Raw genomic sequence first — 19,683 nt, forward strand, 5'->3', positions numbered from 1 at the left:
ATTGACCGGATCGTGAAAGAGATAGGATAGTCCGGCTGGGATTTCCGGTGGAGCTTCGGCTTTGAAATCGGCATGCGGGGACAAGGGACGCTCCTCTGGCGGCGTGCTCGCCGGCGAAGCGACATTGCCCCGACGGATGCTGCCGTTCGCGGCGCTGGTGGCCATTCTCGTTCCCGCCGCGGTGGCGGTCGATCCCGTCGCCGGTACGCTCTATGCCGACTGGCCGCGCCCCTTATGGCTCGTGGCGGAATTCACGACGCATTTCGGCGAGGCGCAGTGGATTCTGGCGCCTACCGCGCTGATCGCGCTCGTGGCGTGGGTACGCAATCCCGCTGCCGCGCTGGATATGGAAGCACCCCCGTCGAAGCTGGTTCGCATCTGCGCATTCCTCTTCGCCGTCTCGGGGAGCGCTTTGCTGCTGGCAAGCATCCTCAAAAGCGTGTTTGGCCGCGCCAGGCCGCAGCTGATGCAGACCGTGGGGCCATTTTCATGGCAACCGGGTTCGTTCGAGGCCACGCATATGAGCTTCCCGTCCGGTCACGCCGCGTCGATCGGCGCCGCCTGCATGGCAGCGGCGCTGCTTTGGCCGCGATTGCGCTTTTTGTTCTTCGGCGTCGCGGTCTGGCTCGCGCTGACGCGCGTTTTCGTCGGAGCGCATTATCCCAGCGATGTGGTCGCGGGGTTGCTGCTGGGCGTTGCTGTCACGCTCTGCCTTGCGGCTGTCACGGAGCGTCGCGGCTTTCTTGCCTTCCCGGAAGCCGGCCGGCCCAGATCGTTCGGACACGCCGCCGCTGAACCTCAGCCGTAGACGACAAGCAGGTCCTTGGCGTCGATCTGGTCGCCGGCCTTGACCAGCACCTCGGCGATGGTGCCGTCGCGCTCGGCATGCAGCGCCGTCTCCATCTTCATCGCTTCGATGGACAGGAGAATGTCGCCGGCCTTCACCGGCTGGCCGGCCGCCACGCCCAGCGTCGAGACGACGCCCGGCATCGGCGCGCCGACATGCGCATCACTGCCGGGTTCTGCCTTTCGCCGGGCCTTGCCGTTCGATGCGCCATGCGCCCGATCCGGCACCTTGACGCGGCGCGGCTGGCCGTTCAGCTCGAAGAAGACGGTGACCATGCCCTTGTCGTCGACCTCGCCGATGGCGAGGCAGCGCACCACCAGCGTCTTGCCCTTCTCGATGTCGACGAAGATCTCGTCCTCCGCCTTCATGCCGTAGAAGTAGGTCGGCGTCGGCAGCACGCTCACCGGACCGTAGATTTCTGAGGCGGTCGCGAAGTCGGAAAAGACCTTCGGATACATCAGCCATGAAGCGAACTCGTATTCGCCGAGCGTGCGGCCGAGCTTCTCCTCGATCTCCTTGCGGCTGCCGGCGAGGTCCGCCGCCTTGAGCAGCGAGCCGGGACGGGCCGTGGTCGGCTTCTCGCCCTTCAGCGCCTTCTTCTGGAGCTTTTCCGGCCAGCCGCCCGGAGACTGGCCGAGATCGCCGCGCAGCATCGACACGACCGAGTCCGGGAAGGCGATGTCCTTCGCCGGGTTCTCCACGTCGGCCACGGTCAGGTCCTGACTGACCATCATCAGCGCCATGTCGCCCACCACCTTGGACGACGGCGTCACCTTGACGATGTCGCCGAACATGAGATTCACGTCGTGATAGGCCTGCGCCACCTCGTGCCAGCGCGTTTCCAGCCCGAGCGAGCGCGCCTGCTCCTTGAGGTTGGTGAACTGCCCGCCGGGCATCTCGTGCAGATAAACCTCGGACGCCGGCCCCTTCAGGTCGCTCTCGAAAGCGGCGTACTGGTTGCGCACCGCCTCCCAATAGAACGAGATCTTCCTGATCCAGCCAGTGTCGAGGCCGGGATCGCGCTCCGTCCCTTTCAGCGCCTCGACGATCGAACCGAGGCAGGGCTGCGAGGTATTTCCGGAAAAAGCGTCCATCGCCGCATCGATCGCATCGACGCCGCTTTCCACGGCAGCGAGCACGGTGGCGGCCGACAGGCCGGACGTGTCGTGCGTGTGGAAGTGGATCGGCAGGTCGGTGGCGTCGCGCAACGCCTTGAACAGCACTCGCGCCGCCGCCGGCTTGAGCAGGCCCGCCATGTCCTTGACGGCTATGATGTGCGCGCCGGCCTTCTCCAGTTCACCGGCCAGGCCGACATAATATTTCAGGTCGTACTTCGCGCGCGCCGGATCGAGAATGTCGCCGGTGTAGCAGATCGCCGCCTCGCAGAGCTTGCCCTCCTCCACGATGGCGTCCATCGAAACGCGCATGTTCTCGACCCAGTTCAGGCAGTCGAAGACGCGGAAGAGATCGATGCCGCCGCTTGCTGCCTGCTTCACGAAATGCTTCACCACATTGTCGGGATAGTTGGTGTAGCCGACGCCGTTGGCGCCGCGCAGCAGCATCTGGAGCAGGATATTGGGCGCCTTCTCGCGCACCAGCGCGAGGCGTTCCCACGGGTCCTCGGTAAGAAAGCGCATGGCGACGTCGAAAGTCGCGCCGCCCCAGCATTCGAGCGACAGAAGCTGCGGCAAGGCACGCGCATAGGTGCCGGCGATACGGGCAATGTCGTGCGTCCGCATGCGGGTTGCCAGCAACGACTGATGACCGTCCCGCATCGTGGTGTCCGTCACCAGCACACGGCTTTCGCCGCGCATCCACGCTGCGAATTTTTCTGGCCCCAACGCGTCGAGTTTCTGCTTCGCGCCATCGGGAATCGGCCCTGTGAACCACGGCACGACGGGGGCGGCCGCGTCCGGGTTGGGTTTCGCCCGCCCGCGCGTCTCCGGATGGCCGTTCACCGAGACGTCGGCGAGGTAGTTGAGCAGCTTGGTCGCGCGATCCTGCCGCTTCACCTGCGCGAAAAGCTCCGGTGTCGTATCGATGAATTTCGTCGTGTAGGAATTGTCGTGAAAGCTCGGGTGATTGATGATCGCTTCGAGGAAGGTCAGGTTGGTGGCGACGCCGCGGATGCGGAACTCGCGCAGCGCCCGGTTCATGCGGGCGATGGCTTCGCCCGGCGTCGGCGCCCAAGCGGTGACCTTTTCCAGCAGCGGATCGTAGTAGCGGGTGATGACCGCGCCGGAATAGGCCGTGCCGCCATCGAGCCGGATGCCGAAACCCGTTGCGCCGCGATAGGCGGTGATGCGGCCGTAATCGGGAATGAAATTCTGCTCGGGATCTTCGGTGGTGATGCGGCACTGGAGCGCGTGGCCGTTCAGCCGGATGTCCTTCTGCGCGGGCACGCCCGATCCCGGCGTCCCGATGTCGAAGCCGTCCAGTATGTGTATCTGCGCCTTGACGATGTCGATGCCGGTCACCTGCTCGGTGACCGTGTGCTCGACCTGGATGCGCGGATTGACCTCGATGAAATAGAACTTGCCGGTGTCGGCGTCCTGCAGGAACTCGACCGTGCCGGCGCCGATATAGCTGGTCTCGTTCGCGATCTTCAGCGCGTAGCTGCAAAGCTCCTGACGCAGCGCGTCGGAGAGATAGGGAGCGGGCGCGCGCTCCACGACCTTCTGGTTGCGGCGCTGGATGGAGCAGTCGCGCTCGAACAGATGCACCGCGTTGCCATGCGTGTCGCCGAGGATCTGGACCTCAACATGGCGCGCGCGCTCGATCAGCTTCTCCAGATAGACCTCGTCCTTGCCGAAGGCTGCCTTGGCCTCGCGCTTGCCTTCCGTGACCTCGCGCATCAGGTCGGCCTCGCTGCGGATAGCGCGCATGCCGCGTCCGCCGCCGCCCCACGACGCCTTGAGCATGACCGGGTAGCCGATCCCGGCGGCGAGCTTCTTCACCGCCTCCATGTCGTCCGGCAGCGGATCGGTGGCCGGCACGACCGGCACGCCGACCTCGATGGCGAGGTTGCGCGCCGCCACCTTGTTGCCCAGACGGCGCATCGTCTCCGGTTTCGGTCCGATGAAGGTGATTTCCGCTTCGCCGCAGGCTTCGGCGAATTCCGGACTTTCGGAGAGCAGGCCGTAGCCGGGGTGGATGGCGTCCGCGCCAGACAGCTTCGCCACGCGCATGATTTCCTCGATCGACAGGTAGCTCTCGATCGGCCCCATATCCCTCGCAAGCCACGGGCCTCGTCCGACCTGATAACTTTCGTCGGCCTTGAAACGGTGCAGCGAGTATTTGTCCTCCTCAGCCCAGATCGCCACGGTTTTCAGGCCGAGTTCGTTCGCGGCGCGGAAGACGCGGATGGCTATTTCCGAACGATTGGCGACGAGGATTTTCGTGATCGGCACGCGACGCTCCGGAGACAGGAAGGCTAGCTGCATTTGACTAGCGGATAATTTGTGCAGTGCAAACAGAAATGGCAATGCGGACGCGTCCCGGCGCGTTTTGGTTCGGAAGCAGGCGGTTGACGCCGCTATCCGGAAGACAGGCAATCGGGCTTTTCAGGCGCGATTGCTGTAGGACATCATCGAGGTTGCAGTTGGCGGTCTATAGAGGAGAGGCGTTCGCATGCTCTACGCAATTCTTGCCTATCACGTCGAGGATGTCGTGACGTCCTGGTCGGAGGAACAGGACAGGGCGTTGATGGAGGACCTGCACAAGGTTCATGCCCGGCTGACGAAGGAAGGCCGCCTTGGACCGGCGGCGCGGCTCGACCCGACGGCGACGGCCTGCACCTTGCGCGGACCGGGCGACGGCATGGTGATCGACGGACCTTTCGCCGAAACGAAGGAGCAGCTCCTCGGCCTCTATGTCATCGACTGCGCATCCCGCGAAGAAGCCGTCGCCGCAGCACGGGATCTGCGCCGCGCCAATCCCACGGCGGTTTACGAGATCCGGCCCATCTCGCTTTATCTTCCGGGCGTCGCCTTCCCCGTCACGGCCGCGTAGCTTGCCGATCCGCCCAAAGAAAATGCCCGGCGCTTGCGCCGGGCATCCTGTCCTGTCGAACGAAGTTCAGATTACTGGTTTTCGAAGTAGCTGTACTTGCCGTCGTCGCCCTTCTTCCAGGTGTACATCACATAGTCCGGACGGGTGATGTCGCCCTTGGCGTCGAAGCCCAGTTCGCCGATCGCGGTCTGGAACGGACCCTTGGCCTTGATCGCTTCCGCAACCTTCTGCGGGTCGAGGTCGCCGGCCGCCGCAGCGCCGCCGGCGATGACCTGCACCGCCGCGTAGGCGTAGAGCGTGTAGGCTTCCGGCTCGAAGCCGGCAGCGCGGAACTTCTCGACGATGTCCTTGGCGGCCGGATTCTTGCGCGGATCCGGCGCGAAGGTCATCAGCGTGCCGTCGACGGCGTCGCCGGCGATCGAGGCAAGCTCGTTCGAGACGATGCCGTCACCCGACATGAAAGCGGCCTTCAGGCCCTGGTCGGCCAGCTGGCGCATGATCAGGCCGGCTTCCGTGTGCAGGCCGCCATAGTAGACAGCCGACACGCCGGCTTCCTTCATCTTGGCGATGAGGGCCGAGAAATCCTTGTCGCCGACATTGATGCCTTCATACATGGCTTCGGTGACGCCGGCGCCGTTCAGCGCTTTCTTGGTCTCATCGGCAAGGCCCTGACCATACGGGGTCTTGTCATGGATGACGGCGATCTTGGCGTCCTTGAAATTGTCGGCCAGATACTTGCCGGCGACGATGCCCTGCTGGTCGTCGCGGCCGCAGGTGCGGAACGTGTTCCACAGGCCGCGCTCGGTGTATTGCGGGTTGGTCGAGGCGGGCGAGATCTGCAGGATACCGTTCTCGGCGTAGACTTCCGAGGCCGGAATCGAGACGCCCGAGTTGAAGTGGCCGACGACGAACTTGACGCCGTCCGCGACGAACTTGTTGGCGACCGAGATGCCCTGCTTCGGATCGGACACGTCGTCGCCGACGACGACCTTGATCTGCTCGCCGTTGATGCCGCCGGCCGCGTTGATGTCGGCTGCGGCCTGCTCGGCGCCCTTCTGGAGCTGCGCGCCGAACGCGGCGTTCGGACCGGTGATCGGACCGGAAACACCGATCAGGATGTCCGCCCAGGCGCTGCCGCTGAACGCGACGAGCGCGGTCAGGGCAACTGCGGACAAGAGTGACTTCTTCATTGACTGACTCCCATTGTACGAGCGGGCGAAAACGATGCTTTTCGTGCGATGCCCACCCTATCGCAGAAAGCGAACATTGCCGATTTCCCGGCAGTTGTCACGCCGATTTGGGGCCAAATCGGCGCGAATGGTTTATCTCAGACCTTCGCTTTCCAGCTCAAGGCTGACACCCTTTCGTAGAGCCAGGGGTATTGGGTTACCATCTGCCGTGTCCGCGTATAGCGGTAGGCAAGCAGCCCGACGGCGGCGAGGATGACGAGGTCGGTGAAATAGTGCGGCGCGCTGATGAAGGGACCGCCATAAAGCGCGTAATGCAGGAAGCGCACCGCGGCCGCCAGGAACAGCGAGTAGACGAGAAAGCTCGCCGGGTTCTGCCATACGCGCGCCACGGCGCGGCCGGTCATCCAGGTCGCCCAGCAGGCAACGAGGAAGAAGATGAGTTCCCCGGCGTAGAAATGTTCGGTGATCATCGAGAGGATCATCTGCGTCTGCTCCGATGCTTTTTCAGTGACGCCCGCCTTCGAGATAGGCGGCGCGGACTTCCGGATTGGCGAGCAGTTCCTGCCCGGTGCCGCTCATGGTGACGTTGCCGTTGACCATGACGTAGCCGCGGGCGGCGAGCTTGAGCGCGCCGAAAGCGTTCTGCTCTACGAGAAAGACCGTCAGGCCCTGCGATCTGTTGAGTTCGCGGATGGCGTCGAAGATCTGTTTCACGATCAGCGGCGCGAGGCCGAGCGAAGGCTCGTCGAGAAGCAGGAGCTTGGGCCGGGCCATCAGCGCGCGGCCGATGGAGAGCATCTGCTGCTCGCCGCCCGACAGCGTGCCCCCACGCTGGTTGATGCGCTCCTTGAGGCGCGGGAAGAGCTGGAAGATCTTCTCGACGTCCTCATCGTAGTGTTTGAGGCCGTCGAGGCTTGCGCCCATCTGCAGGTTTTCCATCACCGTCATGCGCGGGAAGATGCGGCGTCCCTCCGGCGATTGGGCGATCCTCAGCCGTGCGATCTCGTGCGTCGGCATCTGCGTGATGTCGGTCCCGGAAAAGACGATGCGGCCGGCGCGGGCGCGGGGGGCGCCGAAGATCGTCATCATCAGCGTCGACTTGCCGGCGCCGTTGGCGCCGATCAGCGTCACGATCTCACCCTGATGCACCTCGACGGACACGCCGTTCAGCGCCCGGATATTGCCGTAATAGGTCTCGACATTGTCGACCTTGAGCAGGGGCTCGGCCATCACTTCTTCTCCCCTGCCTTGCCGCCGGTCTGCGCTGCCAGCGCCTTCGCCTGCCCGATCCAGTCCTCGCGGTCGATGCGGCCGTCGAAGGCGAGATAGGTTTCCACCACGATGATGTCGTCGCGTGTCCAGGCCGCGATCTGCTCGAAATGGAAGATGCCGTTTTCGTGGAGCTTGCGCTCGTTGACGGGTCCTATGCCCTTGATCCGTGTCAGCCGGTCCGGCGCGCCGCCGCGCGGCGCGGCGAGCGCGTTCGATACGCCGGAAGATGCGTGGCGGGCTTCCGCCGCCTCCACGAGCCGCGCCTTCGACGCGCCGGGCGAAACCTTGACGATCTCTTCCTCGTCGCTGTGGCTGATCGTGTCGGAGACGGGGCCGGCCATCATGGAGGACGACGCGCCGGGTCCATGCTCCGGATCGGGCTCGGCGTCCAGTTCCTCGATCACTCCCTCGTCGCCGACCTCGATCAGCACGTCCGTGACTTCCTCGTCGTCCACGCCGAGATAGGCGGCGATGACCTTCGGGTCGCTCTTCACGGAGGCAGGGTCGCCGTCCGAGATCTTGCGGCCGTATTCCAGCACGACCACGTGATCGGAGATCTGCATGACCACCGACATGTCGTGCTCGATCAGCAGGATTGACGTGCCGGTGTTTTCCTTGATGTCGTTGAGCAGGGCGTTTAGCGCCAGCGACTCCTTGGGGTTCAGACCTGCGGCGGGCTCGTCGAGGCAGAGCAGTTCCGGCCCCGTGCACATGGCTCGCGCGATCTCGAGGCGGCGCTGCGCGCCATAGGGCAGGTCGCCGGCCGGATCGTCCGCCCGGCTGACCAGGTCGGCCTTCTCCAGCCAGAACTTCGCCAGCTCCACCGACTCCCGCGAGGCGTTGGCGTACCCCCCTATGCCGAGCAGCCCGAGAACCGTGAAGCCCGAGGCTTTCATCAGCTTGTTGTGCTGGGCGACCAGCAGGTTCTCCAGCACCGTCATGCCGGAGAAGAGCCGGATGTTCTGGAACGTGCGGGCGACCTTCGCCCGCGCCGGAATCTCGTGGTTGGGCAGGCGCTCGAGCAGATAGGCGGTGCCGTCGCGCCGCCTGAGCGTTATCATGCCCTCGCTCGGCTTGTAGAAGCCGGTGATGCAGTTGAACACGGTCGTCTTGCCGGCTCCGTTCGGGCCGATCAGCGCCGTGATCTCGCCGCGCCGGGCCTCGAAGGAAAGATCGCCGATGGCGATCAGTCCGCCGAACTTCATCGACAGATGCTCGACGGTGAGGATGGCGTCGTTCATGGAAGCTGCCGCACTCATCAGCCGTGGCCTTCCTTGGTGAATTCGCTGGACACCGACTTCCTCTCGAAGAGGAAGGCGGTGGGCTCGCGGCTGCCGACGAAGCCGCGCGGCTTCCAGATCATGACGATCACCATGGCCATGCCGAAAAGCAGCATGCGGTAGAGTTCCGGCGTGAAATCAGGCCCGAACACCTGCTTGAGAAACTGCAGTTCGCGCAGGATCTCCGTGCCGCCGATCATCACCGCGGCGGCGACCGCGATTCCGGCCAGCGAGCCCATGCCGCCGAGAACGACGATCGCCAGAATGATGGCTGACTCGATGAAGATGAACGATTCCGGGCTCACGAAGCCCTGGCGGGCGGCGAAGAAGGAGCCCGCGAAGCCCGCGAACATGGCGCCGATGGCGAATGCCGTCAGCTTGGTGTTCGTGGTGTTGATACCCAGCGACCGGCACGCGATCTCGTCCTCGCGCAACGCCTCCCAGGCCCGGCCGACGGGCATGCGGCGCAGACGAACGGTGACGAAGGCGGTGAGCAGCGCCAGCAGCAGGATGAGATAGTAGAGGAAGATCTTGTAGTAGACGCTCGACGTCGGCAGGTCGAAGACCTTGGCGATATAGTTGGGGTCCGCCACGTTGAAGGTGAACCAGCCGAAGAAATCGACCTTGGGCACGCCCGAAATGCCCGCCGAGCCGTTCGTCACCTCGCGCCAGTTGATGAGCACGAGGCGGATGATCTCGCCGAAAGCCAGCGTCACGATGGCGAGGTAGTCGCCGCGCAGCCTGAGCACCGGAAAGCCGAGAATGACGCCCCAGAACGCCGCCATGAGGCCGGCCGCCGGCAGCAGAATCCAGAACGACCAGCCGAACTCGGTTCCGAGAAGCGCGTAGGAATAGGCGCCGACCGCATAGAAGGCGACGTAGCCGAGGTCGAGCAGGCCGGCGAGCCCGACGACGATGTTCAGGCCCCAGGCCAGCATCACATAGATCAGGATCTGGATGCCGAAATTGTCGATCCATTTGAGCGAGCCCTGCAGGCCGGATGCGAAAATGGCGAGAGCGGGCACCAGGAACATGATGACGACCGCGACCGCCGTCCGCTTCGCGCGGAATGCCGGAAAGGCGCGGTCGGCGTAGACCAGCGCAGCGGCCAGCACGATGAAGACCCAGGTCTTCCAGACGGCGAGAAGCTCGATCACCCAGCCGCGGAAAGGCGGATAGAAGACGACGAGCCCGAGCAGGAACGCGACCGGGACCGCCAGCCCGATCTTGCGGAAGATACTGCCCTCGCCACGCTCCATCGCCGGATGGATGAAGGCGATGGTGAGGAAGCGCACGATCATCACCGCCCCGACGACGAAGGCCAGAAGGCCCCAGCGCTGCACCAGGATGAGCTCGTTGCGGATGTTCTGATCGGTTTTCAGGCCGATGAAGAGGACGAAGAGGCCGAAGGAGATGACGCCTGCATAGAGCGCCTCCCGCAGGGCGCGGGCGATAAGCGAGGTGTCGGCCTGGACGGTGGTCGTGACGGCTGCCATGATGACCTCAGACCTTTTCGACTTCGGGCCGGCCAAGTATGCCGGAAGGCAGGAAGATCAGGACGATCGCGAGGATCGAGAAGGCCGCGACGTCCTTGTAGTCGATCGAGAAATAGGCCGACCACATGCTCTCGATGAAGCCGATCATCAGGCCGCCAAGCACTGCGCCGGGCAACGAGCCGATGCCGCCGAGAACGGCCGCCGTGAAGGCCTTCACGCCGGGCACGAAGCCGTCCGAGAAGGCGACGACGCCGTAATACATCAGGAACAACGTGCCGGCCACGGCGGCGAGCGACGCGCCCATGATGAAGGTAATGGAAATGGTGCGGTCGACGTCGACGCCGAGAAGAGCAGCCATCTTGCGGTCCTGCTCGCAGGCGCGCTGCGCGCGGCCAAGCGCGGTGCGGTTGACGAGATACCAGAAGATGGCGAGCAGCGAGATCGTCACCACCACGATGATGATCTGCTTCAGCGAGATCGATATGCCTGCAATGTTGTAGACTTGGCTCACCATAGGCGGGATCGGCTTGTTGCGCGGACCCTGCGTGACCTGCACGAAGTTCGACAGAACGATCGACATGCCGATGGCGGTGATCAGGGGCGCGAGACGGAACGAGCCGCGGAGCGGCCTGTAGGCGATCTTCTCGATCGTCCAGTTGTAGAGGCTGGTCAGCAGCATCGCGACCACCATCATGATCAGGAGCGCGATCGCCACCGGGACGGCATAGAAGGCGCTCACCAGGATCAGGAAGACGATCAGGGCGATGAAGGCGCCAACCATGAAGATGTCGCCATGGGCGAAGTTGATCATGCCGATGATGCCGTACACCATCGTATAGCCGATCGCGATGAGGCCATAGATCGACCCCAGCGTCAGCCCGTTAACAAGCTGCTGGACGAAGTATTCCATCTGTCTGCGGCTCCCCTGGAATGTCGCCTGCCGGTCGCATTCCTTGTTGTTGGTTACCCAAGTCCTCGTGTGCCTTCAATCGGAAGCAACGCGAATCTATACACCGTTCAAGAGCTGTCCCCTCTGCTCCGGTCCGCTTCGTGGTGCGGCGCGCACACCCATGGACCACCGCGAAGCTAGCATTGGCCCAACGCAATGTCATTGTTCAATCACGCCAGATTTTGGCGTTTCGCGCAACAAATCGTCGTCAATGCTCGGGTGACGCAGCGAAACATGCGCATGCAGACGCCTTTGCGACCAAAGTATGATGCCCTCCCGCAAGCTCAGGAAACCACGAATCCGTGCGCGAACGGATCGCGGTCGTCGATGAAGATCGTGTTCAGTCCCGTCTGCCGCGCCCACCCGCCGATCGAGGGAACGATCGCCGGCTTGCCTGCCACGCTGGTCTCGCGCTCGACGCGACCCCTGAACAGCGAACCGATGATCGATTCGTGCACGAAGGAATCCCCTGCCTTCAGTCTTCCCTTGCCGTGGAGATGGGCCATGCGCGCGGACGTGCCGGTGCCGCAGGGCGAGCGGTCGATCGCCTTGTCGCCGTAGAACACCGCGTTGCGCGCGTCGGCATCCGCATGCTGTGGCGCACCGGTCCACAGCATGTGCGACAGGCGGTTGATGCCGGGATTCTCCGGATGGACGAAGCTGTACTTCTCGTTGAGCCGCCGGCGCACCACGGGACTCCAGGCGATGAAATCACCGGCCGAATGATCCGCCATGTCACGATAGTTCGCCTGCGGCTCGACGATGGCATAGAAATTCCCGCCATAGGCGACGTCCACGGTGATCTCGCCGAGCGTCGGACAGTCGACCGTCAACTCTTCAGCATAGAGGAAGGACGGCACGTTGGTGATGCGCACCTCCTCGACATAATCGCCTTCCTGCCGGTATTCGGCGATCACCAGACCGGCCGGCGTGTCGAGGCGCAGCACGCCCGGCGTCTTCGGGCGGACAAGACCGTTCTCGACCGCCATGGTCACCGAGCCGATGGTGCCGTGTCCGCACATGGGCAGGCAGCCCGAGGTCTCGATGAACAATATGGCGATGTCGCAGTCCTCCCGCGTGGGCGGATAGAGGATCGATCCGGACATGACGTCATGGCCCCGCGGTTCGAACATGAGTCCGGTGCGTATCCAGTCGTATTCGGCGAGGAAATGCGCCCGCCGCTCCATCATGGTCGAGCCCTTCAGCTGCGGACCGCCGCCGGCCACGAGACGCACCGGATTGCCGCAGGTGTGGCCGTCGATGCAGGTGAAGATGTTGCGGGCCATGCGAAGGGTCTCAGAAGCGCTGTGGTGAGAAGGGCGAAACGTCGATCGGCGGATTCTTGCCAAGGACGAGGTCGGCGATCAAGCGGCCGGTCGCGGCGGCCTGCGTGAGGCCGAGATGGCCGTGGCCGAATGCGTAGAAGACGCCGGGCGATCGGGCGCGGCCGATTACCGGCACCGAATCCGGCAAGGAGGGGCGGAAACCCATCCACTCGCGTCCGCCTGCGGGGTCGAGGCCGGGCAGGAAGCGGCGCGCCTTTTCCAGCATCGCCTTCGAGCGGGCATAGTTCGGCGGATGTTCGAGACCGGCGAGTTCCACCGCGCCGCCGATGCGAAGTCCTGTGTCAAGCGGCGTGACGACGAAGCCGTGTCCGGAAAAGATAAGCTGCCGCTTCACGTCGAACGACGTCCGGGGCAGCGTCGTATTGTAGCCACGCTCGGTCTCCAGCGGTATCCTGTCTCCGAACAGGCGGGCGAAGCGATGCGACCATGCCCCGGCGGCGATCAACAGGTACCGCGCCTTGCGCACGGTGCCGTCGCGAAACCGCAAGACGACCTCCGTCTCGCCCTGCACGGCACGCGCAAGCTTCGCTGTCTCAAGTTCGGTCTGTACGAACCGGACGCCGAGGCCCTCCGCGTAGGTCCATATGGCCTTGCCGAGCAGCTTCGGATCGGCGACCGTCTTCCAGCCGGGCACGAAGGTGCCCTTGACGAATTGTGGCGAGAGACCGGGCTGCAGCACCGCCAGCGCCTTGCCTGTCACATGGCGGTATTCGATGCCGCAGCGCTCGCGGGCGGCCCAGCCGGGCAGCGAGGCCTGGAATTCCCCCTCACTCTCGTAGAGTTCGAGCGAGCCGTCCTCACGCAGCATATGGCGCGTGCCGGACCGATCCATCAATGCCATCCACTCGGATTCGGCAAGCTTCATCAGCGCGCCCTGCGCCGTCAGCGCCGCCTCGTATCTCGAGGCCGCGCCCGCCCGCCAGAAGCGCCACAGCCATGGCGCCAGTCTCGGCAAATAGGCGGGCGGGATGGCGAGCGGGCCGATCGGGTCCGCCAGCCAGCGCGGCAGGTTGCGGATCATGCCCTTCTGCGAAAGCGGCAGCACATCCGAAAAGGCAAATGCGGCGGCGTTGCCCGAACTTGTTTCCTCGCAGATGCCGGTACGGTCAAAGACCGTGACCGACAATCCGGCCTCCGCCAGACAGGCCGCCGCGCAGATGCCGACAATGCCCGCGCCGACGATGGCGATATCGATGTCCGCCGGCAGGGGCTGAGAGGTTGCCATGGTATGGGAATTCCGGTCAGGCCGCCTTCGCCACGGTCAGCTTCGGCAGTTCTGGCCGCGTCGCGATGGCGTCCCTGACGATCTTTTCGACATTGGCGCGGCGCTCACCGGCGAGCGGCTGACGCGGCATGCGCACGCGGTCGTTGGTGCCGATCTCCAGCACTTCCGCCAGCTTGATGTTCTGGACGAGATAGGTGGAGACGTCGAGATCGAGCAAAGGACGGAACCAGCGATAGATCTTCAGCGCCTCATCATAGCGCCCCTGCTTCATGAGCTGGTAGATGGCGACGGTCTCCTTCGGGAAGGCGGTGACCAGGCCGGCGACCCAGCCGACCGCACCGATGGCCAATGCTTCGAAGGCGAGATTGTCGACGCCGGTGAACACGTCGAAACGGTCACCGAAACGGTTGAAGATCTCGGTCGAGCGGCGGATATCGTCGGACGATTCCTTGATGGCGACGAAGAGATCGTCGGCGGCGAGTTCCGCCATGACGTCGGTCGTCACATCGACGCGATAGGCGATACGATTGGAATAGATCATCACCGGCAGGCCACCGGCCGATGCGACGGCCTTCAACGCCGCGACGGTTTCTTCCGGGTTGGTGTGATAGATCGGGCTCGGCACGACCATGAGACCGTCCGCTCCGGCCTTTGCGGCGCGCTTTGCCAGCGATGCCGCGTCACGGGTGGCGGCTTCATTGATGGTGAGCAGAACGGGACGCTTGCCGGCCACTTTGCGCGCGGTCTGGAACACTTCCAGCTTCTCGTCATGGCTGAGCATCGGGCCTTCGCCGAGCGAGCCGCAGACGATGAGCGCGTCGCAGCCGGCATCCATCTGCAGGCCGTAGCAGCGCTCCATTTCGGCGTGGTCGAGCCGGTCGTCCTCGGTGAACTTGGTGGTGACGGCGGGGAAAACTCCATTCCACATTGGCTTCGCGCTCCTTGAAATCTAATATATCAATCATATATCACGACAATATCCCCTGTTGTCAATTGCGATTTTCAAGTGATATCCCAAAAGAGAGCACATGAATCAGGCGCTAGAGATTCGCGACACGGAACCTGCGGCGTTCGAGCCGGTGGCCTTGAAGGCCTACCGCATGCTTGAGCGCCTGATTGTCACGCTCGAACTGGCGCCGGGTTCCGTCACCACGGAAGGCACGCTCATCCAGAAGCTCGGCCTCGGCCGCACGCCGGTGCGGGAGGCGATCCAGCGCCTTGCCTGGGAAGGGCTTGTCGACGTGCGCCCGCGCGCCGGTCTGGCGATCGCGCCGCTCCATGCCAGCGACTGGCTGCGGGTGCTCGAGGCGCGCAAGGGCGTGGAAGTGGTACTGGCCCGTTCGGCGGCGCGTTTCATCACCCGGCCCATCGCCGAGCATTTCCACGCCGCGGCGCTCGCGATGCAAAAGGCGGTCGTTCAGAACGATCCGCTAAAATATCTCGACGCGGACAAGCAGCTTGACGAGGCGATGGCGTTGGCGTCTGACAACCCCTTCGCGGCGCGTCTTGCCGCGCCCCTGCAGACGCACAGTCGCCGCTTTTGGTATCGCTATCAATCGGCAAGCCTCGCGGAAGCCGCCGAGCATCATGTACATGTGATTCGCGCCATCCTCGACGGCAACGAGGCGGAGGCTGCTGCGGAAACGGAACGGCTGATGGCGCTGCTTCTTCTCCAGGCGCGTGTCGCGCACCGATAGGCGAAATCCTAGTCAGGTGTCGCGGCCTGCGATCAGCGTCTTGCTGTCCCAACCTTCACCGGCCGAAACGAGACAGCTAATCCCGTCGGGGCGGGTCGCGAGAATCGTCCATGTGCCCGTGTCGGACACGAAGATTTCCATCACCGCGCTCTGGTTGACCATGCCCACCGCCATCGGCGTCTCGCGAAAATCCTTCGAAAGCTTGCCGACAATATCGGCACGCACGCCACAGACCGGTGCTTCCTGGGAGAGTGCCGGGCTAGCGATGCAGAAACCTGTCAGAATGGCGGCTATGGAAATGGAAACACGGGTCATGGCGACCTCCTGTCTGACGACTCGCAGCAGCCAGCGCCGCATCGAGGGCGTCGTCAGCCAAAGTCGAATTTGGTTCCTTTCTCCACCTGATCGCCTCCCTGCGAACCGGCTGCGAATTCAAGGACTCACGCCTACCGACGTTCCATCACGTTTGGATTTCGCGATGTAACGTCCGGTGACCGATTTTCGCAGGACACTAATAAAAAAGGCGGCCCGAAAGCCGCCTTTCCTGCGTTTTGCTTAGCGAGCCGTGAGGTCAGTTCATCGTCGGAATAACGAACTCCGCGCCGTCCTTGATGCCGCTCGGCCAGCGCGAGGTGACCGTCTTGGTCTTGGTGTAGAAGCGGAAGGCATCCGGGCCATGCTGGTTGAGGTCGCCGAAGCCCGAGGCCTTCCAGCCGCCAAACGTGTAATAGGCGATCGGCACGGGGATCGGCACGTTGACGCCGACCATGCCGACCTGCACGCGGGACGCAAAGTCGCGCGCGGCATCGCCGTCACGGGTGAAGATCGCAACGCCATTGCCCATCTCATGGTCGTTGGCAAGCTTGATGGCGTCCTCGTAGCGGGGCGCACGCACCACCGAGAGCACCGGCCCGAAGATCTCTTCCTTGTAGATGCGCATGTCGGGCGTAACGTTGTCGAACAGGCAGCCGCCGAGATAGTAGCCGTTCTCGTAACCCTGCATCCTGAAATTGCGGCCGTCGACGACGAGCTTCGCGCCCTCCTGCACGCCGAGATCGACGTATCCTTTGACGCGGTCCAACGCCTGCTTCGTGACCAGCGGACCGTAGTCGGCACTGGAATCGGTCGACGGGCCGACCTTCAGGCTCTCGACGCGAGGGATGAGACGCTGCATCAAGCGGTTTGCCGTGTCCTCGCCGACCGGGACCGCGACGGAGATCGCCATGCAGCGCTCGCCGGCGGAGCCATAGCCGGCGCCGATCAGCGCGTCGACCGTCTGGTCCATGTCGGCGTCCGGCATGATGATCATGTGGTTCTTGGCGCCGCCGAAGCACTGGACGCGCTTTCCGGATGCGCAGCCGCGCGCATAGATATACTGCGCGATCGGCGTCGAGCCGACGAAGCCGATGGCCTTGATGTCCGGATCGTCGAGGATGGCGTCGACCACTTCCTTGTCGCCGTTGACGACGTTGAGGATGCCGGCCGGAAGGCCCGCCTCGATGAAGAGCTCCGCGATCCGCATCGGCACGCCGGGATCGCGCTCCGAAGGCTTCAGGATGAAGGCGTTGCCGCAGGCGATCGCCGGGGCGATCTTCCAGAGAGGGATCATCGCGGGAAAATTGAACGGCGTGATGCCGGCCACCACGCCGAGCGGCTGGCGCATCGAATAGACGTCGATGCCGGGGCCGGCGCCGTCGGTGAACTCGCCCTTCATCATATGCGGTGCACCGATGCAGACCTCGACCACTTCGAGGCCGCGCTGGATGTCGCCCTTGGCGTCGGCGATGGTCTTGCCGTGCTCGCGCGCCAGCAGTTCGGCGAGGCTGTCATATTCGCGCTGCACGAGTTCCAGGAACTTCATCAGCACGCGCACGCGACGCTGCGGGTTGGTGGCGGCCCATGCCGGCTGCGCCGCCTTGGCGTTCTCGACCGCGGCGCGCAGTTCGTCCTTCGAGCCGAGCGCGACCTTGCCGCGAACCGTGCCGTCCATAGGCTGCATCACGTCCTGCGTGCGCCCGCTGTTCGAGGCGACGCGCTTGCCGCCAATGAAATGCCCTACGACGTCCATGCCGCTCACTCCCTTTCATATCTGTGAATATTTGCATTTTCCGCTTTTGCGCCGGGCTTTGCAACGCGAGCGGGTGACAAACCGCTGTGCATGGAATAATCAACGGACAGGGCCTGAATGTGAAATCACGCAACAATCGGAGCGCAACCGGCCGATGAACTGGGACGACGTACGCATCTTTCTCGCTGTCGCGAGAGCGGGACAGATTCTTGGCGCGGCGAAACGGCTCGACCTCAACCACGCGACGGTATCGCGCCGGATCGCGGCGCTCGAGGAGTCTTTCCGCGCAAAGCTGTTCCGCCGCCTGACGACCGGCAGCGAACTGACGCCGGCTGGCGAGCGCTTCCTCGCCATTGCCGAGCGCATCGAGGCCGAGATGATCGGAGCCCGCGCCGAGATCGCCGGGGAGGGAGAGGCGGTGTCGGGCACGGTGCGGATCGGCGCGCCCGACGGCTTCGGCGTCGCGTTTCTCGCGCCGCGGCTGGGAAAACTTGCCGAGCTTCATCCCGATCTCAAGGTTCAGCTCGTGCCGGTGCCTCGGTCCTTCTCCCTGTCCCGCCGCGAGGCCGACATAGCGATCACCACGGAGCGGCCGACCGAGGGACGGCTGGTTGCCGCCAAGCTTGTCGACTACACGCTCGGCCTCTACGCCTCGCGCGGCTACGCCGAGGCATATGGCTTGCCTGCCTCGCGCGCCGAACTGCCGCGTCACAGGCTGGTCGGCTATGTGCCGGATCTGGTCATCAACCCGTCGCTGGACTACGCGGCCGAGTTCTCGCCGGAGTGGAATGCCGGCTTCATGATCTCCTCGGCGCTCGGCCAGACCGAAGCGGTGCGTGCCGGCGCCGGTATCGGCGTGCTGCATGCCTTCATCGCCCGCGCCCTGCCTGAACTCGTGCCGGTGACATCCATCCCGCCGATCCGTCGCGCCTACTGGCTCGTCTACCACGAATCCGTTCGCGGCCTGTCGCGGATCGAGGTGGTGACAGGCTTCATCGCCAGGGCCGTCGAGGCGGACAAGGTGCTCTTCGGCTGAAGACGTCGTCGATCAGCCGTAGCGTTCGATCGACAGGTCGCGCGTGTCGATGTCGGGTTTTCGGCCCGAAATAATGTCGGCAAGAACGCGCCCCGAGCCGCACGACATGGTCCATCCCAGCGTACCGTGTCCGGTGTTGAGATAGAGATTGGAGAACTTCGTCGCCCCGATGATCGGCGGGCCGTCCGGCGTCATGGGACGCAGACCGCACCAGAAGCTTGCGCGCGACAGGTCGCCGCCCCGCGGGAAAAGGTCGCCGACGGAATGTTCCAGTGTCGCGCGGCGCGCGTCGTGCAACCTGAGATCGTAGCCGGATATTTCGGCCGTGCCGCCGGCGCGGATGCGGTCGCCCAGCCGTGTGATCGCGACCTTGTAGGTCTCGTCCATCACCGTCGATTCCGGTGCGCCGCCGGCATCGGTGATCGGCACGGTGATCGAATAGCCCTTCACCGGATAGACCGGAGCGGAGATGCCGATCTTGCGCAGCAGGATTGGCGAATAGCTCCCCAGCGCCACGACATAGGCGTCGGCAGTCAGGAGACCGGCGCTGGTCGCGACGCCGGCCACCTTGCCGCCCTCGACGACAATCCTGTCGATGTCCGTGCCGAACCGGAAGGTGACGCCGCGGCCGGCGGCATGCGAGGCGAGGCGCTCCGTGAACATCTGGCAGTCGCCGGTCTCGTCGCCGGGCAGCCTGAGACCGCCGACGAATTTTCCCTTCACCTTCGCCAGCGCCGGCTCGACCGCGATGCAGCCGGCCGGATCGAGCACCTCGTAAGGCACGCCGAACTGCTTCAGCACCTCGATGTCGCCGCCCGTGCCCTTGAGCTGCTTTTCGGTGCGGAAGAGCTGCAACGTGCCCTGGCTGCGCTCGTCATAGGCGATGCCGGTCGCGGCGCGCAGTTCCTGAAGGCGGTCGCGGGCATATTCGGCGATCGGCACCATGCGCGCCTTGTTGACCGCGTAGCGTCCCGCCGTGCAGTTGCCGAGCATCTTGACGAGCCAGGACCACATATAGGGATCGAGTGCCGGGCGTACGACCAGCGGCCCGTGGCGCATCAGTAGCCATTTGATCGCCTTGACCGGCACGCCCGGACCCGCCCATGGAGAGGAATAGCCGGGAGACACCTCGCCGGCATTGGCGAAGCTGGTTTCCAGCGCCGGCCCGGTGCGGCGCTCCACCACCGTCACCTCGTGCCCGCCCTCCGCCAGATAGTGCGCGGTGGTGACGCCGATCACGCCGCTGCCCAGAATGAGAACCTTCAT

The 19,683-nt window shown here is 64.3% G+C and carries 17 protein-coding genes; 4 read left to right on the forward strand and 13 right to left on the reverse strand.

All coding sequences use genetic code 11. The annotated features are described in order from the left end of the window. Nucleotides 1-61 precede the first annotated feature (61 nt). A complete protein-coding gene (locus M9955_06460; GenBank protein MCO5081288.1) occupies nt 62-808 on the forward strand; it encodes a phosphatase PAP2 family protein in 747 nt (248 codons plus the stop codon). On the opposite strand, the gene pyc is transcribed toward M9955_06460, so the two are convergent. Beyond that, nucleotides 799-4,257 (reverse strand): pyruvate carboxylase, encoded by a 3,459-nt coding sequence (gene pyc / locus M9955_06465; protein MCO5081289.1) that lies wholly within the window; start codon nt 4,255-4,257, stop codon nt 799-801. The two genes, M9955_06460 and pyc, sit on opposite strands and share 10 nt — an antisense overlap. Before the next feature lie 220 nt (nt 4,258-4,477). Here pyc and M9955_06470 point away from each other — a divergent pair, with 220 nt between their 5' ends. Further along, on the forward strand, nt 4,478-4,858 hold the full coding sequence (locus M9955_06470) for a YciI family protein (GenBank protein MCO5081290.1): 381 nt from the start codon (nt 4,478-4,480) through the stop codon (nt 4,856-4,858). Nucleotides 4,859-4,929: 71 nt separating this feature from the next. Here M9955_06470 and M9955_06475 read toward each other — a convergent pair whose 3' ends face one another. From M9955_06475 to M9955_06515, 9 genes are all read right to left on the reverse strand, one after another. Next, nucleotides 4,930-6,048, reverse strand: a complete 1,119-nt coding sequence (locus M9955_06475; GenBank protein ID MCO5081291.1) for a branched-chain amino acid ABC transporter substrate-binding protein — start codon at nt 6,046-6,048, stop codon at nt 4,930-4,932. Nucleotides 6,049-6,185: 137 nt separating this feature from the next. Continuing rightward, entirely contained in the window at nt 6,186-6,518 is a 333-nt protein-coding gene (locus M9955_06480) for a hypothetical protein (protein ID MCO5081292.1), read from the reverse strand. 34 nt (nt 6,519-6,552) lie between these two features. Next, nucleotides 6,553-7,278, reverse strand: coding sequence for an ABC transporter ATP-binding protein (locus M9955_06485; protein ID MCO5081293.1), 726 nt, complete (start codon nt 7,276-7,278; stop codon nt 6,553-6,555). Continuing rightward, the gene (locus M9955_06490) at nt 7,278-8,579 is read right to left on the reverse strand and encodes an ATP-binding cassette domain-containing protein (GenBank protein ID MCO5081294.1); all 1,302 of its coding nucleotides are present in this window, start codon (nt 8,577-8,579) and stop codon (nt 7,278-7,280) included. Before M9955_06490 ends, M9955_06485 begins: the two co-directional genes overlap by 1 nt. After that, nucleotides 8,579-10,096, reverse strand: coding sequence for a high-affinity branched-chain amino acid ABC transporter permease LivM (livM, locus tag M9955_06495; GenBank protein MCO5081295.1), 1,518 nt, complete (start codon nt 10,094-10,096; stop codon nt 8,579-8,581). Before livM ends, M9955_06490 begins: the two co-directional genes overlap by 1 nt. A 7-nt stretch (nt 10,097-10,103) precedes the next feature. Next, nucleotides 10,104-11,006: a branched-chain amino acid ABC transporter permease LivH gene (locus M9955_06500; protein ID MCO5081296.1), complete on the reverse strand. Its 903-nt coding sequence runs from the start codon at nt 11,004-11,006 to the stop codon at nt 10,104-10,106. 323 nt (nt 11,007-11,329) lie between these two features. Then, nucleotides 11,330-12,331, reverse strand: a complete 1,002-nt coding sequence (locus M9955_06505) for a 4-hydroxyproline epimerase (GenBank protein MCO5081297.1) — start codon at nt 12,329-12,331, stop codon at nt 11,330-11,332. Between the two features lie 10 nt (nt 12,332-12,341). Continuing rightward, nucleotides 12,342-13,616: an FAD-binding oxidoreductase gene (locus M9955_06510; GenBank protein ID MCO5081298.1), complete on the reverse strand. Its 1,275-nt coding sequence runs from the start codon at nt 13,614-13,616 to the stop codon at nt 12,342-12,344. A gap of 16 nt (nt 13,617-13,632) precedes the next feature. Next, nucleotides 13,633-14,544 (reverse strand): dihydrodipicolinate synthase family protein, encoded by a 912-nt coding sequence (locus M9955_06515; GenBank protein ID MCO5081299.1) that lies wholly within the window; start codon nt 14,542-14,544, stop codon nt 13,633-13,635. Nucleotides 14,545-14,644: 100 nt separating this feature from the next. Here M9955_06515 and M9955_06520 point away from each other — a divergent pair, with 100 nt between their 5' ends. Further along, nucleotides 14,645-15,313 (forward strand): GntR family transcriptional regulator, encoded by a 669-nt coding sequence (locus M9955_06520; protein MCO5081300.1) that lies wholly within the window; start codon nt 14,645-14,647, stop codon nt 15,311-15,313. Between the two features lie 12 nt (nt 15,314-15,325). Here the strand turns inward: M9955_06520 and M9955_06525 are convergent, their stop codons facing one another. After that, the gene (locus tag M9955_06525; GenBank protein MCO5081301.1) at nt 15,326-15,670 is read right to left on the reverse strand and encodes a hypothetical protein; all 345 of its coding nucleotides are present in this window, start codon (nt 15,668-15,670) and stop codon (nt 15,326-15,328) included. A gap of 214 nt (nt 15,671-15,884) precedes the next feature. Then, nucleotides 15,885-17,381, reverse strand: coding sequence for a CoA-acylating methylmalonate-semialdehyde dehydrogenase (locus M9955_06530; GenBank protein ID MCO5081302.1), 1,497 nt, complete (start codon nt 17,379-17,381; stop codon nt 15,885-15,887). Between the two features lie 154 nt (nt 17,382-17,535). Between M9955_06530 and M9955_06535 the strand changes: the two genes are divergently transcribed. After that, nucleotides 17,536-18,417 carry a LysR family transcriptional regulator gene (locus M9955_06535; protein MCO5081303.1) on the forward strand — a complete coding sequence of 294 codons (882 nt, stop codon included), beginning with the start codon at nt 17,536-17,538 and terminating at the stop codon, nt 18,415-18,417. Between the two features lie 12 nt (nt 18,418-18,429). On the opposite strand, the gene M9955_06540 is transcribed toward M9955_06535, so the two are convergent. After that, nucleotides 18,430-19,683, reverse strand: coding sequence for a D-amino acid dehydrogenase (locus tag M9955_06540; protein ID MCO5081304.1), 1,254 nt, complete (start codon nt 19,681-19,683; stop codon nt 18,430-18,432).

It is taken from the genome of Rhizobiaceae bacterium (assembly GCA_023953845.1).
Lineage (GTDB): Bacteria > Pseudomonadota > Alphaproteobacteria > Rhizobiales > Rhizobiaceae > Arvimicrobium.

Bases quoted from the DNA above. Each gene is read 5' to 3' on its own strand.
- M9955_06470 (MCO5081290.1), top strand. From the start codon at position 4,478: ATGCTCTACGCAATTCTTGCCTATCACGTCGAGGATGTCGTGACGTCC.
- M9955_06475 (MCO5081291.1), bottom strand. From the start codon at position 6,048: ATGAAGAAGTCACTCTTGTCCGCAGTTGCCCTGACCGCGCTCGTCGCG.
- M9955_06480 (MCO5081292.1), bottom strand. From the start codon at position 6,518: ATGATCACCGAACATTTCTACGCCGGGGAACTCATCTTCTTCCTCGTT.
- M9955_06485 (MCO5081293.1), bottom strand. From the start codon at position 7,278: ATGGCCGAGCCCCTGCTCAAGGTCGACAATGTCGAGACCTATTACGGC.
- M9955_06490 (MCO5081294.1), bottom strand. From the start codon at position 8,579: ATGAGTGCGGCAGCTTCCATGAACGACGCCATCCTCACCGTCGAGCAT.
- livM (MCO5081295.1), bottom strand. From the start codon at position 10,096: ATGGCAGCCGTCACGACCACCGTCCAGGCCGACACCTCGCTTATCGCC.
- M9955_06500 (MCO5081296.1), bottom strand. From the start codon at position 11,006: ATGGAATACTTCGTCCAGCAGCTTGTTAACGGGCTGACGCTGGGGTCG.
- M9955_06505 (MCO5081297.1), bottom strand. From the start codon at position 12,331: ATGGCCCGCAACATCTTCACCTGCATCGACGGCCACACCTGCGGCAAT.
- M9955_06510 (MCO5081298.1), bottom strand. From the start codon at position 13,616: ATGGCAACCTCTCAGCCCCTGCCGGCGGACATCGATATCGCCATCGTC.
- M9955_06515 (MCO5081299.1), bottom strand. From the start codon at position 14,544: ATGTGGAATGGAGTTTTCCCCGCCGTCACCACCAAGTTCACCGAGGAC.
- M9955_06520 (MCO5081300.1), top strand. From the start codon at position 14,645: ATGAATCAGGCGCTAGAGATTCGCGACACGGAACCTGCGGCGTTCGAG.
- M9955_06525 (MCO5081301.1), bottom strand. From the start codon at position 15,670: ATGCGGCGCTGGCTGCTGCGAGTCGTCAGACAGGAGGTCGCCATGACC.
- M9955_06530 (MCO5081302.1), bottom strand. From the start codon at position 17,381: ATGGACGTCGTAGGGCATTTCATTGGCGGCAAGCGCGTCGCCTCGAAC.
- M9955_06535 (MCO5081303.1), top strand. From the start codon at position 17,536: ATGAACTGGGACGACGTACGCATCTTTCTCGCTGTCGCGAGAGCGGGA.
- M9955_06540 (MCO5081304.1), bottom strand. From the start codon at position 19,683: ATGAAGGTTCTCATTCTGGGCAGCGGCGTGATCGGCGTCACCACCGCG.